The organism is Paenibacillus sp. RU5M, from assembly GCF_900221055.1.
GTDB lineage: Bacteria > Bacillota > Bacilli > Paenibacillales > Paenibacillaceae > Paenibacillus > Paenibacillus marchantiae.
In genome coordinates, this window is the sequence record NZ_OBQM01000015.1 from 67,579 (window position 1) to 82,916 (window position 15,338).

At 44.4% G+C, this 15,338-nt stretch carries 15 protein-coding genes and 1 pseudogene; 14 read left to right on the forward strand and 2 right to left on the reverse strand.

Annotated features, from left to right (window positions below):
- The first annotated feature begins 142 nt into the window (after positions 1–142).
- The 8 genes from CRO25_RS29150 to CRO25_RS29190 all read left to right on the forward strand — a co-directional run bounded on the left by CRO25_RS29150 (position 143) and on the right by CRO25_RS29190 (position 5,833).
- Positions 143–1,105, forward strand: coding sequence for a phosphatidylinositol-specific phospholipase C/glycerophosphodiester phosphodiesterase family protein (locus CRO25_RS29150; protein ID WP_072734652.1), 963 nt, complete (start codon positions 143–145; stop codon positions 1,103–1,105).
- Complete coding sequence (locus tag CRO25_RS29155; RefSeq protein WP_079697362.1) at positions 1,092–1,790, forward strand: response regulator transcription factor; 699 nt, start codon at positions 1,092–1,094, stop codon at positions 1,788–1,790. The genes CRO25_RS29150 and CRO25_RS29155 overlap by 14 nt, the downstream gene beginning before the upstream one ends.
- A 341-nt stretch (positions 1,791–2,131) precedes the next feature.
- Positions 2,132–2,506, forward strand: coding sequence for a histidine kinase dimerization/phospho-acceptor domain-containing protein (locus CRO25_RS29160; protein ID WP_143806611.1), 375 nt, complete (start codon positions 2,132–2,134; stop codon positions 2,504–2,506).
- A 64-nt stretch (positions 2,507–2,570) separates the two neighbouring features.
- A complete protein-coding gene (locus CRO25_RS29165; protein ID WP_179132292.1) occupies positions 2,571–3,056 on the forward strand; it encodes an ATP-binding protein in 486 nt (161 codons plus the stop codon).
- A 356-nt stretch (positions 3,057–3,412) separates the two neighbouring features.
- The gene (locus tag CRO25_RS29170) at positions 3,413–3,661 is read left to right on the forward strand and encodes a transcriptional regulator (protein ID WP_079697365.1); all 249 of its coding nucleotides are present in this window, start codon (positions 3,413–3,415) and stop codon (positions 3,659–3,661) included.
- Positions 3,662–3,694: 33 nt separating this feature from the next.
- Positions 3,695–4,111, forward strand: a complete 417-nt coding sequence (locus CRO25_RS29175; protein ID WP_079697366.1) for an NUDIX hydrolase — start codon at positions 3,695–3,697, stop codon at positions 4,109–4,111.
- A gap of 512 nt (positions 4,112–4,623) precedes the next feature.
- Positions 4,624–5,244, forward strand: a complete 621-nt coding sequence (locus tag CRO25_RS29185; RefSeq protein WP_079697368.1) for a hypothetical protein — start codon at positions 4,624–4,626, stop codon at positions 5,242–5,244.
- A 133-nt stretch (positions 5,245–5,377) separates the two neighbouring features.
- Positions 5,378–5,833, forward strand: coding sequence for a DinB family protein (locus CRO25_RS29190; protein WP_079697369.1), 456 nt, complete (start codon positions 5,378–5,380; stop codon positions 5,831–5,833).
- 117 nt (positions 5,834–5,950) lie between these two features.
- On the opposite strand, the gene CRO25_RS29195 is transcribed toward CRO25_RS29190, so the two are convergent.
- Positions 5,951–6,505 carry a stalk domain-containing protein gene (locus CRO25_RS29195; protein WP_079697370.1) on the reverse strand — a complete coding sequence of 185 codons (555 nt, stop codon included), beginning with the start codon at positions 6,503–6,505 and terminating at the stop codon, positions 5,951–5,953.
- Positions 6,506–6,605: 100 nt separating this feature from the next.
- Between CRO25_RS29195 and CRO25_RS29200 the strand changes: the two genes are divergently transcribed.
- The 5 genes from CRO25_RS29200 (at position 6,606) to CRO25_RS29220 (ending at position 12,835) form a co-directional block, all read left to right on the forward strand.
- Entirely contained in the window at positions 6,606–7,049 is a 444-nt protein-coding gene (locus CRO25_RS29200; RefSeq protein ID WP_072734640.1) for a GNAT family N-acetyltransferase, read from the forward strand.
- Positions 7,050–7,154: 105 nt separating this feature from the next.
- A complete protein-coding gene (gene rarD / locus CRO25_RS29205; protein ID WP_072734803.1) occupies positions 7,155–8,033 on the forward strand; it encodes an EamA family transporter RarD in 879 nt (292 codons plus the stop codon).
- 21 nt (positions 8,034–8,054) lie between these two features.
- Positions 8,055–8,372, forward strand: coding sequence for an AbrB/MazE/SpoVT family DNA-binding domain-containing protein (locus tag CRO25_RS29210; protein ID WP_063565341.1), 318 nt, complete (start codon positions 8,055–8,057; stop codon positions 8,370–8,372).
- A 430-nt stretch (positions 8,373–8,802) separates the two neighbouring features.
- A complete protein-coding gene (locus CRO25_RS29215) occupies positions 8,803–11,955 on the forward strand; it encodes a GNAT family N-acetyltransferase (RefSeq protein ID WP_079697371.1) in 3,153 nt (1,050 codons plus the stop codon).
- A gap of 1 nt (position 11,956) precedes the next feature.
- A complete protein-coding gene (locus CRO25_RS29220) occupies positions 11,957–12,835 on the forward strand; it encodes an amidohydrolase family protein (protein WP_079697372.1) in 879 nt (292 codons plus the stop codon).
- A gap of 170 nt (positions 12,836–13,005) precedes the next feature.
- Here CRO25_RS29220 and CRO25_RS29225 read toward each other — a convergent pair whose 3' ends face one another.
- Positions 13,006–13,800, reverse strand: a complete 795-nt coding sequence (locus CRO25_RS29225) for a phosphotransferase family protein (protein WP_179132293.1) — start codon at positions 13,798–13,800, stop codon at positions 13,006–13,008.
- 309 nt (positions 13,801–14,109) lie between these two features.
- Here CRO25_RS29225 and CRO25_RS29230 point away from each other — a divergent pair.
- A pseudogene (locus CRO25_RS29230) lies at positions 14,110–15,252 on the forward strand (iron-containing alcohol dehydrogenase).
- The last annotated feature ends 86 nt before the right edge of the window (positions 15,253–15,338 follow it).

The window sequence follows — 15,338 nt, forward strand, 5'->3', positions numbered from 1 at the left end:
TCTCGTTTTGGCAAACGGGGATTCTTTTTTATATGGATTTCAATGCATACAAACTTCATAAATTCATTCGTTTTTATACCAGTCCTTCTTCATTTGAGTCCTGTAGTATGACTTACATCGGGATAACAAAGGAGCAGAACGAATGAAGAAGACGAGTATGTTAAGCTTATTCATAGTCATTACGGCTGGAATGATCTGGTGCAGCTGGGGCCTTGTTTGGTCAGGTCAGAATCAGCCGGCCTCTACAGCTGGCACCAGCGGCTGGCAGGGAAATAGGCTTATTGCACATGCATTTGGAGGAGTCAACGGCGCTAGCTACACAAATTCTTATGAGGCATTTATAACCAATTACAATAGAGGGTACCGCTTGTTCGAGGTTGATCTTGTGCAGACGACGGACGGGGAGCTTGTAGCCAGACATGATTGGTCTCACAGGCTGCAGCCGGATTTGGCTGCTCATCGCGGACGAAACGTAACAACGCTTCAGTTTGCAAACTCGCTTATCATGGGCAGATTCCACCCGCTTACACTGCCGGACATACTGCAGCTGATGCAGCAATATCCTGATTTTGACTTAATCGTGGATACGAAAGCAGGCAGTAAAGAGCAAATTCAGCAGCAGTTTGCGCATCTAGTCAATGAAGCGCACCGTACGGATCCTGCACTGCTCAACCGGATTATTCCTGAAATTTTCAGCCCGGAAATGTATGACACGGTTATGGGAATCTACCCCTTTCCAAACAAAATGTATTCACTTTACAAAACTGGCGCCTCTGCCGAAAGTATTGTAGAATTCGTAAGGGACAAACATATGACAGCGGTTGCCATGCCTGTATACCGCGTGTATCTCAACCCCAATCTAGTACCAGCACTAAATAAGTTTGGGGTAAAAAGCTATGTTCACACCGTCAACCGCAGACCGGTTATGCAGATTCTGGACAGGTTCGGGGTGCATGGATTTTACACGGATCAGGAAGAATCACCGGAAGAGCTGATGCTTGCAGACGTTCCCCCCGGCCATGTTGATTTTCCGGGATACATGAGTTCCGGATGGGCAAGTATAAGAAATATCGTGATGAAGGTGAGAAATAATGGCTATAAATAACATTCTTGTTGTAGACGATGAACCGGAAATTCGAGAAGCGCTCGTTATTTACTTGAAAAGCGATGATGTGGATGTATTAACGGCCTCTAACGGATTGGAGGCGCTGGAAATCCTAGAACAAGAAACCATTCATCTTATTATCATGGACAACATGATGCCACAGCTCGATGGAATTAAAACGACATTTAAAATTCGTGAAAACAAAAATATACCGATCATTATGCTTTCCGCCAAATCGGAAGATAGCGACAAGATTTTGGGACTCAACGTTGGGGCCGATGACTATATTACGAAGCCGTTCAATCCGCTAGAGCTAATCGCTAGAGTCCGATCTCAGCTGCGTCGGTTTACGAATTTAGGTTCCTTCCAGTCAAACGGGGAAGAGATCATTCAAGTAAGAGGACTCGTGCTGAACAAAAGCTCGAAAACTGTTGAGGTAGATGGAGAGGACGTCAGACTGACCCCGAAGGAATACAAAATTTTGGAGCTGCTGATGGAGAACAAGGGCAGAGTTTTCTCGATCGAAGAGATTTATGAGCGCGTGTGGAATGAACTGATCTTCGCTTCAGAGAATACGGTTGCCGTACATGTGAGAAATATTCGTGAAAAAATTGAAATCAATCCCAAAGACCCAAAATATTTAAAGGTGGTATGGGGAATTGGATACAAAATTGAGAAAAAGTAAAGCAGATCGGAAGGTTTCAATCGACCTTATTGTCATCATTGTTGCCGCGATCTTATGGAGCCTCATACTCATTAACGAGTATTCATACGCGGGGTTGAGTCTGAGCTATTCAACATCAAGTTTTATTCAGGCACTGCTTGCCTTTACTATTCTTTGCTTGCTGGTTAGCAGACTGTTTCTTTATTTTAAGGCACCCCTTAGCAGGCGTTCATTCTGGCATGGCAGTGTGCTGATGGATTACTTTCATATTTGGAGAACCGGTATTAGAGCCAGTTTACAAAACTGGAGACTACTGTTCGGCCTCATCATTATGCTTTTGCTAACCGCGATAGCCGGCATTTGTGTTTGGGAGGCAGCCACAAATTACGGTATATGTATGGCTGTATGTGTTGTTCCTGGTTCCGTATATCCTTTCCAAGCTTGGACGCTTCATCGCCATCATGAACGGGAGCAAAGAAATTGCCGAAGGGAATATTCAGAATACGATTCCGGATACCGGCAAGGATGCTCTATCCAAGCTTGCTGGTTATATTAACAATATGAAATCCGGGTATCAAAGCGTGCTGGAGAATCAAATGAAGAGCGAACGGTTAAAAACAGAGCTGATTACCAACGTGTCACATGATTTGAAGACCCCGCTTACTTCTATTATCAACTATGTCGATTTATTAAAAAAAAGAAGATCTGTCTACGGAGACATCCCGAGCCTATATTGAAACCCTGGACCGGAAGATGCTAAGGCTGAAGCTGTTGATAGAAGACCTGTTCGAAATCTCAAAGATGGCCAGAGGTACAGTAGAGCTGGATATGGAGTACGTCGATGTCGCAACCTTGTTAACACAGGCGATTGCCGAGTCCAATACCAGTATGGGACAAGGGTCGCTCGTGATTCGGGAGAGGATCGCGAAATTCCCGATCCATGCACATTTGGACGGCAATAAAATTTGGCGTGTCTTCGAAAATTTTATTGGCAACGCGCAGAAATATTCGCTTCCAGGAACCAGAATCTATATTTATTTGGACGAGTCTGATGATATGGTATTATTTAAAATTCAAAACACAGCTGCTTATGAAATTGATTTTGCTGCGGAAGAATTGTTCGAGCGTTTCAAAAGAGCAGACGTATCCCGCCAGACAGAAGGCTCCGGACTAGGGCTGTCCATTGTGAAAAGCATCGTTGAGCTGCACGGCGGGAAGATCAAAATTGAAATTCATGGCGATCAATTCAACGTTATTCTGCATTTGCCCAAGCAGCGCTTAATATAAACGTCATAAAACTAAGTTAACCCTCAATGCTCCTTTTCAGGATGCATGAGGGTTAACTTATCTTCAGGCTCTCTTCCAGCCCAACTAGAAGCATAGCGAATCAGATATTACCCTTTGCAAAAGAGAATGGGATCACAATTATGGGATATTCACCATTTGGATTTGCTCCTCATTTACATACATTGGGTATGAAAGGTTTTCCTGAAGTGGGTTCAATAGAAAGAATGGGAATTAGAAAAAGATGATATTGACCAGATTGAGAATCTCTTCCCATTTGTAAAAATGGAAGTATATTCACGCTGGCAGTGGATTACGCTTAAGGTTAAATATGTTCTTATAAGGGAGGTCATCGTTTCTTGAAATTTGAATTAGGGCGTTGCTTACTGAATGAACGATTGATGGAATCCGGAAGGTCAGCGGAATGGCTGTCCAAAGAATTGCTTTTTAAACCGGAACGAGTTTACGACTTTATTGAGAACAAAAGAGTGATGCCACTCAAAATTGCCATATCAATCGCCGATTCCATCGGTTGTGATGTTCGTGCCTTGTATGAATTAATTCCGAATGATACAAAGGCAGGGAAGTATGGGAATCATGTGGAATAAATATACAACTTTATCTTATTTGGAGGTTGTAAAATGGGTTTCCCGACACATATTGTATCTGCAGGCGGAATAACTGAAGTTGGAGAAAACCTGATTGATGGCGTCATTCGTGAAATCAAAGAGGAAAGTGGGATTGACGCCACGGTTAGTCATCTAATCAGTGTTGTTTCGAATACAGCAATCCATAAGTGGTATGACAATGTGACGGATGTCCCTACCAAGGTCATGTTTGATTTCGTATGTAAAGCTGTGGGTGGAGCGTTAGCTACTTCTAATGAAACGAGCGAATGCAGGTGGGTTCCAAAGGAACATGTTCTGGATTTGATTACTTTACCTGAAATCCGCATGCGTTATGAAGCTTATTTGAACTTTAACGGCTCTGTGAATTATATGGAGTATGTCACTGCGTCAACGACAGAATTTAATGTCAAGCTTCAAAGGAGTGTTTAGTTGTACGAGGGATCGTGTAACGGGAAACGAGAAAAAATGAGGAGGCAACCAATACATAATGGTCAATGATCTATACCGAAAAATGGGTCCTTTCCTTTTAAAGAAGAATCTAGTTCAGTTAGCATCTCAGTTTTTTATTTCGGCGTTAATCGGAGTTATATATACATTAATGATCATTGATGAAACTATAGGTGGATATATTCATGAAGTATTACCGAGTAAGGATGGACCGAATCTTCATCAATATTTGCCCATTGTGATCACTGTGTTAATTTACTCGTGCTTCATTCAAAGAAAAGAAAGAATTTTTATAGAAAAAATCTCATTCAGTTGTCTTCATATTTTGATTGCAATACTAAGCTGTATTTCTTCTCTTATCGTTATCATGATGGTTCAATTCCCATTGATGAACTAACTAAATTATCAACTAACGAGCAGGAACGAGCAGGCTAGTTCACGGTACTAAATATACTAAAGGGCAGAATACCACGAAGCTTAGGAGGAGTAGGAAGATGATTCGGGGTGTAATTATTGAAGGGATGTCTACTGTAGGAAAAACATCATTATTTTCTGCTATAAAGAGATTACATAGTCAAACACAGAATAATGAAAAAACTATAATTGCAGTAAGTGAACACTATTCACAAGTATTGCATTCACACCAAGGTGTTTTAAGATCCATGGATAAGGATGAACATATTTCACTTCTAAGTCGACATGTTGATTATCTTGAACAACAATCCTATTGGATTAACTTTCTTGGTCATTCCAAACCATCCAAAGGTATATTTTTTCTTTTAGAGAGGTTTCATGTAAATCATAGAGCTGCATTTAAAGCCTCTCATGAGATTGAGTTGCTTGAGAAACGTCTACTCAGGATGAATGCACATTGTGTACTCTTAACCTTGACCCCGGATACTGTTGAGTCTAGGTATATTGAAAGTCGCGGTGAAGCCTGGAAGTCATATGTGATGGGAAATTCTACTACTCTCCAAGTATGTGAAACGTTTTTAGATAATCAAGAAAATCTTCGAATGGCTACGAAACAATCATTGATTCCAACTTTAGAGATTAACACAGATGAAGCAGACTGGGATGCTTATGCAAAACAAGTTCTTACGGATTTACGTTAAACGTTGGCGTTCAACCAAGACACTACGGAATTTGTTCAGATATCAGTTAAATCAAAATGAAAAGCTTCATTGATGAAACTATCGGATGGCAGCAGATTAAATTAATCAATGAGACGAAGAGGGGGAAATCGAAATGAAGACAATCAAGTGCATGATGGACCACCTGTACTGGGCAGACGGACGTATCCTGGACGCGCTCGAAGAGAGTGGGACGAAGAACAAGGACCTTCTGAAACTGGTTCGGCATGTTGCGGTCGCAGAACGAGTCTGGCTGTCCCGATTGCAGGGCAAGGGCAGCGCGCAATATTCGTTATGGGAAGAAGCGGAAGACCTGAAGGCGCTCCGGACGATGTTCGAAGAAAATGCTGAGCAATATCGCGTCTATATCCAAGGGCTTGAGGAATCTGAGTTGGACGAAATGATCGACTACGCAAATCAGAGTGGGGTTTCATTCCGAACATCCGTCCGGGACATCCTGTTGCAGGTTCTCTTACATGGGCAATATCACCGGGGACAGATCAATCGGGTACTTCGGATCGAATCGGCAGAGCCTGTCCAAGTCGATTACATCACATTCGCGAGACTCTAACGGGCAGGATAGCGTGGCATATAGAGGACTGGATATTCATAGATAGGTTTCTTAATAAGAGGAAAAGAAACCTATCCTGGGGATAACCGAAAGAGAATTAGAAAATAAAGGTTTTAATTAATCATTAAACTCAACAAACACATGCATATACTTATCTAATCCTGGAAGACCGGTCGTTTCTTTGATATCCAAAAATTTAAGTTTTTCTTCCCAGTCCACTCTTTCTTGGTCGGACTCATCAGCAGCTACTTCAAAAATATATGCTAAGACAAATGCATCAATACTTGAGACTCCATTTTTTAATTGTACCCACTCTCGAGGGAGAACAACTTGATTTTTACCCGCTGTGATTTCTTTGCCAGAGAAATTAAGAATCAGTTCTTGGCCTTGATTTTTAACCGTAGTAATTTTTTTCTTTCCGTCCCAATTAAACGTTGCTCCAGATTGTTTAAAAACATCCTTCATAGGAACATAAGTGGAGTTATACGTCGTTCTAGTCAACTTATGGTCCTTTGTGATATTTAGTTCTATCTTTTTTAATGAAGGATTATATGTATACGCTGCACGTTCCTTAAAAGGTAGATCCTTTAAAGGTTGGTCCGTAGCAGATGCAACCGACACTACACCCACAACTAAAGTTGACATCAAAAATAGAGAAACTAATCGCTTCATCTTGATTCCTCCTTAAGTATTGTTATTCACGTAACATAAACGCTACAAGACAGGAAAATGTTTCCTTTAAAATCCAGTTGTATGAAAAGGGAGAATAGGCATGGAAATTAAGATACGAGAAATTGCAGCGAATGATTATACTGAAGTTGTTTTTTTATGGAACGATGTGCTTGAGATTCGCAATGTTAATGATGAAAATTTTCGAGATACTACAGAAAAAATGAATGAGGACGGGAATTACAAAACATTTGTTGCATTATTTGAAAATGATGTGGTTGGTTTTGTAACTATAGTTCAGGCATTGTCCATAGGGGCTTCGATTGGTTATTTACATATACAAGCTCTTGCCGTTAAAAAAGAATTCCAGCATCGTGGGGTAGGTACACAACTATTAAGACATACTGAAAATTATGCTAAAGAACTCGGAATATCTAGTATTATTTTATGTAGCGGATTCAAGCGAACTGATGCCCATGCTTTCTATGAGCATAATGGCTATGACAAAGATTCATACTGCTTTGATAAGATTATTAACCTTGACTAATTAATAATAATTAAATCAAATTCATCAATTATTTCCTTTACTTGAGAGGGGATTGAGACGTATAATCCGTTCAGACATCAGAGCAAGAAGAGGGGAAAAATGATTATGAATAACGGGTTAGTCAACGCTATTATTGCGTATATCATGTGGGGGGTTCTCCCGCTTTATTGGAAGTTGTTTAGCGAAGTTCCGGCAGGCGAGATTCTGTCGCATCGGGTTGTTTGGTCTTTCGTTTTTATGGGTATTCTGGTCGCCGCCCAGCGTCGCTGGGGTGACATAAAGCGGATTGCAACTAACCGCTCGCTTCTTCTGTCCCTCACCGCCAGCGGAATGCTGATTGCAGTTAATTGGCTTATCTTCATCTGGGCGGTCAACAACGGCCATGTCGTCGAGACAAGCCTTGGCTATTATTTGAATCCGTTGCTGAACGTCTTGTTAGCGGTTCTCTTCCTTCGTGAGAAGCCAAACCGCGGCCAATGGCTCGCGATTGCCATCGCTGGAGCAGCGGTGCTTATCATCGCGATTGACTATGGACGGTTTCCGTGGGTCGCGATCTCGCTGGCCGCGTCATTTGGCTTGTACGGCCTGGCGAAGAAGAAGATCAAGCAAGACGCTTCTATAGGCTTATTCTCGGAGACGGCTGTAGTCCTGCCTGTCGCGCTCGGCTACTGGATCTATTTGGCCGTTGTGGGGAAAACGACGGCATGGACGCTGCCTGCACCTACGTTCATTGAATTGCTTCTTTCCGGCGTGGTCACGGCGCTACCGCTGCTCTTTTTTGCGCGAGCAGCCGCCCGGATGTCGCTGTCAACGCTCGGCTTCGTTCAATACATCGGGCCGACGATCATGCTGTTACTGAGTATATTCGTATTCAAGGAATCGGTCTCGCCGGTTTTGCTCGTTGGCTTTGCTCTCATCTGGACAGCGCTCGTGGTATACGCTACAGCATCGATTCGCGGCGCGAAACTCGCGAAGGCGAGTTGATGGCATAGTACCCCGGTAGGGATGAAGTGGAAAACCCTGGAGCATCAATCAAACGAAAGGCGTGGGATTGCCATGACTACAGCCACACTTAGCAAATGGGGAAATAGCAGTGCAATTCGCATTCCTAACCAATTGCTTAAGCGTCTTAATCTGGAAGAAGGCTCGGAAATTGAGATTTTGGTGACAGAAGATAATGAATTGTTGTTGCGTCCAAAAACCAAGCCTGTAGAGTCCAATGAGGAACTACGTAACCATCTAAAGACGTTGCTCTCTAAAGTGAAACAGGATACAAGACATGAAGAAATAGACTTTGGCACAGAAGGGAACGAGCTACTTTGATCATTCCCAGCCATACGACCGACCACTGTACTAACATGAATTTAATGAAGTAACGGGTTTTACTGTTGTATGTCGCTTAATGAGCCAATCCCAATGAAATCAGTTCTACGCAATGTCCGTTCTATTTTGGCATAATTGAAGATTATTAGCTGTTCATTTACCTAAATCCACGTCTAACTTAGAGACGTGGATTTTTTCTTCATACCTAAATAGATTCGTCCATCCTTGACGCTTCGAACAAGAGCCGAAAGGCACTTATAAGTTGGAAAGAAAGATTTTTAATCCTCTGAAATTGTTTCCATTTATAGTATGATAAGACTATCGTTAGCTTCTTCAAACATGGCCTGTATTATCTCTGCGGCTATCGGGCAAAGGCCATATCGAATGATCACGAAGACCATCCTATAGATAAAGATAAGGAGATCCAAATATGACAGTAACTTCGATCATGGAACAAATCCGCATTATCGAATACGATCCCTCCTACGCCGCTGCAATCGCTGATATGTGGAACCGCAGCAATGAAAGTTGGGGAGGTGGCACCAACCAGAGAACGGAGGATACCGTTCGCCGGGAGATGGAGACTTCGTCCAATCTTCATGTATTTCTCGCCGTTCATGAGAAAGAGGTTGTTGGCTTCTGCAGTTTTGCCCACTACCGCTATGACGAGAATGCCCTGTATGTACCGCTGTTGAATGTGCGCCCCGATTATCACGGCTACAAGGTCGGACGTAATCTGATCCTGAACGCCGTTCGCAAGACTGTGGAAGCGGGATGGCCTCGCCTAGATCTGTTTACATGGGCAGGTAACACCAAGGCTGTACCGATGTATAAGAAATGCGGGTTCTTCTGGGAGAAAAAGGATGAAAATGTGCATCTGATGAACTTCATCCCGACCATCTTGCAGACGGAAGCACTTGCTCCTTATTTTGAGGAGCTGGATTGGTACGCAGACAGCACCCGTGAACTCGTCATCGAGCCGGATGGCCGACGGGAGCGTGGTTTCGATTTCTTTGATTATTCCTGGAAAAAGGGAGATATCTCCTTGCGAGCCGAATTCGAGAAATCAGGTCGCGGGCTGACAGCTCTCGAAACACCGGAGTACGAAATTACCACAGAGATCGACGATCATGATCTCGTATTTGGTTCCACATACAAGGTTCGCTACCGAATCACAAACCGCTCAGCATCCGAGCTGAAGTTCGAGATCAAGGGTCAGGACAACAAAAATATTCGTTTTACGCTGGACGTTGCAAGAGCGGTTGCTCCGGGAGAAACGGTAATCGTGGAGGGCGAATTCCACCTAGATCCGGTTCAAGAGGAGCAAAGTCCGAATAAGACCCATCCCGTTGTGACGAGCACATGGCTGATCGGTGGCAGGAAAGCCGAGTTTCGTAGGGGCGTTGCCCCGAAATTCCCGGCCAAGATCAACACGGCGTTGCCCGTGAAAGAGCTCTATACAAGCGTTCCTGCTGAGCTATACCTGAACGTGGAGAATAATTTTGATTCCGAAGCAGTGTTCACTTTTGACTTGCCAGAAGAAGAATTCCTAGAGTGGGCAGAACGCTCGGTGCGCCTCACGGTCCCTGCAAAAGGCAAAGCATCTGTTCCCGTAGCGTTCACCTTGCGTTCGTATGGTCTCTATTCGCGAGAAGTAGAGGTAACAGCTGTTCCGACGGATAGACAAGAGGTATCTTTTACAACCAAGCTGTCTGTTCTAATGAAGGGAACACAAGGACGTTACGGTGGGGAAAATGGGGAACAGTGGGTGGCCGTGAACGGTGCATTCTCCCTCCATATGAGCAAGCAAGAGAACAACATGTGGATTGAATATCCTGGCTCGGTTCACACGTTCTGGTGGACCTATCCGAAGCTCGGTAAGCCATTTGCAGAAGAGTTCTCCAAGAAACAAGCCAAGGAAGTGAACATCTATCCGGAGGGAGAAAACCAGGTTCTCGAAGCACTGTATGAATCGGAAGATTTCCCTGGTATAGAGATCAAGTCCGTGGTCAAGCTGTCTGCCAACGGAATTGCGGAGTTCTACCACGAAATTGGGAATACGCGCAGCGCAGAGCTGGAAGAGAATATGTTCTTGATGACGAACTTTGGTTTCTTCGGCAACCGGCTTATTCTCCCGTACCAAGGCCGTTATGTAGATATGGGCGATGCGTACTCTGGCGATCCGAGCCACTGGGACAGCGCCCAAATTACAGAGAACTGGCTGTTCTGCAAGGAGGAGTATGGTGCTTGCGGTATCTATTGGGACCCTTCGCTGAAGCTGCTTCGTCCGGAACACACACTGGGGTTACAGCATGAGCTAGGCCGGATTCCAGCAGGAGCCGTTGTGCAAACAAAGGCGACCGTATTTGCTCTGAATACCTTTGCCAAATGGCAGGATTTCCGATCATTCGCTCAAAAACGGCATAGCCCGGTTGTACCGAAGCTGGACAACCATCTTGAGCTGGCATTGGGTGGTGGCAATCCGTTTGCCCAGGATGTGCTGACAGCAGAACTGATTGAACGGAAGATGGTCCCGCTCGCTGGAAACCTGGAACTGTACGTGCAGAATGGTGGCACACCAGAGCATTTAGCTGCTGATATGGAATTAAATCGAGAGCAGGATCTGCGCTCTGCTAAATTGCAGTTCTCCCCTGAGGAAAAGGATGCGACAGGAGAAAGTGAATTGGGCTGGAAGGTTCGGGCCGTATATCGAGGCGAAGATCGGATTCATGAACGTACAGCCCTCTGGTATCCGCAGACAGGAACAGCCGTTGATTGCGTGATTGAGGAAGGTCCAGCAGGTTCTGTGTACACGGTGAGCAACGGAGTTCTTTCGATGGCAGCTGCCCCTGGTTTCGGAAGTGTCGTGCATTCCTTGAAGTACCAGGGTGAAGAATGGCTGGACAGCACGTATCCGGAAGCAGCACCGCGTTCCTGGTGGAATCCATGGTACGGTGGACTTGGTGTAGGTATCCCTGCTATGAACGGTTTCAGCCGTCAGTTGGAACAAAGAAGCGCAACTTGGACGGAGCAGAAGGATGAATTCGGTAACGTCTGGAAAGGAATTCAGATCACAACCCGCATCGAGAAGCATGAAGCGAATCGAGGAATCACGGTACAGCAGCATTACCTCATGCTGCCCGGCGTTCCTGTTCTCTGTGAGTTGCACTCGGTTACGAACGAAAGCGGATTGGCGCTGGATTACTCGCTAGCCGAGGAACATTTCTTCAAACCCTCGCCTGTCTTTGCTGATGGTTGGCTGGAACACCCCGAGCAAGGGCGGTACCCTCTTGGAAAGCTAGATGGATATCTTCAGTCCAAAGGTTTCTTGCGAATGGGTTCAGTTTCGCGTAAAGACATGCTGCATGCAGTGAATCGTTACCCTAATCAGAATGCTGCGGGGTTTGTGAACAATGTGGTGCTTGGTCACAATGTGTATCACAATCTGCCACTGCTGAACGGGGAAACGGTCTGGACAGAGCCGACCTATCTGATCTTGGGGCAAATTCCTCTGAATCCAGAGGATGTACGTGGCCTTCTGCAGCTAGACTTTGCAACTTCAAAAGGTGAAAAGGAGGCTTAACATGCCGATTATTGACATTCACATTCATCTGTCGGACATCGACAGCTTTCATCGAACGGCAATAGATTTATCGAAAGTGGATTACTCTGCCGCTGGCCTCAAGGCGGAGTTTGATAAGAACGACGTTATTCTTGGCATCGGAATGGGGGTTACGGAGCAGACAAAGGGAGCATTCCCGGATTCCAGTTCTCCCAACCCGATGGGACTTGATTTGGAAGAAACGGTTCCTTCATTCCTGATGGAATGCGTCGGCATTAATCCAAACCACCTGGGTGGTGAACACGTTCAGGCCGAGCTGGACCGGATTGAAGCACGATTGCAAGCTCCTGAGGTAGCCGGAATTAAACTATATGCGGGGTACTATCATCACTACGTGTATGACAAGATCTACACACCGGTCTATGAACTGGCAGCCAAGTATAATTTGCCGGTGGTCATTCATACGGGGGATACGTACTCGATGAATGGATTGCTTAAGTATGCACATCCACTGACCGTGGACGAATTAGCCTTTCAACAGCGCGGTGTTAATTTTATGATCTGTCATTTGGGTGATCCTTGGGTGATGGATGCCGCTGAAGTCGTGGCGAAAAATCCGAACGTTTACGCAGATTTGTCAGGCCTTGTTGTCGGTGATCGGCCTCATTTTGAACGGTTTATGAGCGAACCCTTGTTCATGGATCATTTCCGCCGGGCGCTGGTGTATTCGGATCATTACGAGAAAATGCTGTTCGGAACCGACTGGCCGCTCGCGCCGATCGATTTGTATGCGGAATTCGTCCGTCGACTTGTGCCGGAGCAGCATCATGAGAAGGTATTTTACGAGAATGCTTTTGGTTTATTTCCGCGCATTAAACAGCGAATTGCAGATCTGGGTTAAACACCAGTTCATAATTATCTGTGAGAAATGTATGGCATTTAGGTCAGGGAAGCATATGATGTTCATACTGAATCCCTATCATGTAAGCTCCTGTCACTTCTGGTGGCAGGAGCTTTTTTTTCGGTAAAACAGTGAATTCATCTTATGCTTAACTTGGAATGAGGAGGGGATTAGTAGAACAAAGGTTGAGTTACCATCTTCATATACTTTTTTAAGTCGTCTTTTGCATATGAGTGTTGTTCCCATACCCCAAGGTTCCAACTCATATAGCCGATGCCAAGGTATCGGGATGCCAGGGAGAAATACTTTTCGAATTGATCTTGTGGAATATCGTATCTGTGGGAACTTAGGGCCTCCCGATAGATGTCTACTTGTCTCATATGGCTACAGCGTAGAGGAATATCGAAGAACAAGGAGCCGTATCTTGCTTCCTCCCAATCAATAAAATAGACATCCTCATTATTATGTACCAGTACGTTTCCGGGATTCAGATCATTATGGATCATCGTATGCATATGTTCATCTCTAATCAGAACTTCAAGATCATCTACGATGTTACTGGCTACAGCTTCAATTTCCGATATGATCGGTAATCCAAATTCCGCAATGAATTCTGGGTTTTCTATGGCGGCGTTCCACGAAGGTCTCCAACGATTTTCCATCATATCGATGATATGATTCTGATCCACAGTGGGTATCCAGGGCATTTCTTTTTTTAACCCCATATTCGTTCCATGTATGTAAGCCAGCGCTCGTAATTCTTTATTCTGAAGCAGATCCATATCCAGATGGCTATAATCGGTTTGGTAGTCCACATCCTGAATGCAGATCAAGCTGCGATCTTCAGTATGAGGCTCACTTGTTAGACTAAATGGCACATTAGCGCCTTGTGAAAATAATCTGGACAATGCAGAGCGTTCAATGAACGTGGCTCTCTTCGTAATGACAGAAATGTCCTTTTGCACTCCATTGACTAAGAATTCAATATGATAGGATGTGAGCATCCGAGGATATATACTGATGGATGGTTTGTTTTATTAATGCTTGTACTGTGATAGATTCCTTACTCATCTGATCGCTCCTTCCTGCTCATCAGTTTAAAAGCAATGTTAATAGTGTCATATATAAGATGCATAGTTTGTCGAAGAGAATAAAAGAATATCGCAGTAGCTATTCGATAAGGCAATGAACGCCCCATTTGTTTTTACGAATAAAGAGAACTATAATGATGGATGCACAAAATTTCAGACTTCTTTGGAGGAACATATAACGTTATAAGATCTTTTCAATTTTACAATCCTACCCGGCTGATTTTTGGCAAAGGGCAGATTGAAGCACTAAAAACTAAAGTTCCAAAATACGGAAAACGTGTTTTGCTTGTATACGGTGGTGGCAGCATCAAACGGAGCGGGCTGTACGATCAAGTGATCGGGCAGTTGAATGAAATCGGAGCAGAGGTAACGGAAATGGTTCGTGTAGAACCGAATCCACGTCTTTCCACAGTTCATAAGGGCGTGGAGCTGTACAAAACGAATAACATTGATTTGGTTCTTGCTGTAGGCGGTGGTAGTGTGCTTGATTGTGCTAAAGCGATCGCAGTAGGGGCCAAATATGATGGAGACATGTGGGATATTGTTGTGCGCGAAGCAACTCCTCAAGGCGGACTTCCGCTTGGAACGGTTTTGACCATGGCTGCGACGGGGTCAGAGATGAATAATGGTTCGGTAATTATCAATCAGGACACACAGGAGAAGTGGGCCTGGTTCAGCGAGTATTCCTTTCCGGCGTTTTCCATTCTTGATTCGGTGAATACATATACCGTACCTTTGGATCAGACCGTATAAGGTATGGTGGATATGATGTCTCATGTGTTTGAACACTACTTCCATCTGGATACTAATACACCTGTTCAGCTTGGATTCTGTGAGACCATTCTTTGCACGGTAATTGAAACTGCGCCTCTTCTGAGCAAAGATCCCGAAAATTATGAACTGCGCGAGACCATTCTCTATTGTGGAACAATGGCTCTTAACGATGTGCTGAATATGGGTCTTGCCGGGGACTGGGCATCTCACAAAATTGAACACGCCGTGTCCGCCGTGTACGACATTCCGCATGGGGGAGGTCTTGCCATTCTGTTCCCGCACTGGATGAAGCATAATCTGGATGTGGATGTAGATCGCTTCAAACGCATGGCTGTTAATGTATTTAATGTGAATCCTACAGGGAAGTCAGATAAATAGGTTGCTGAAGAAGGCATTGAAGCGCTGCGTAAATTCTGGACCTCAATTGGTGCACCTAGCCTTCTGGCTGACTATGACATCGACGATAGCCAGATAGATGCTATGGCTGATAAAGCGATGCGTTTTGGTCCATTCGGCTTTTTTAACAAATTGCAGCGTGAAGACGTGGTTTAGATTTATCAAGCATCGTTGTAATACAAAGGGCACATTCACTTTGTAGGTAAGCCTACTCAACAAGGACGTTCCAGTACTTCTCAGGA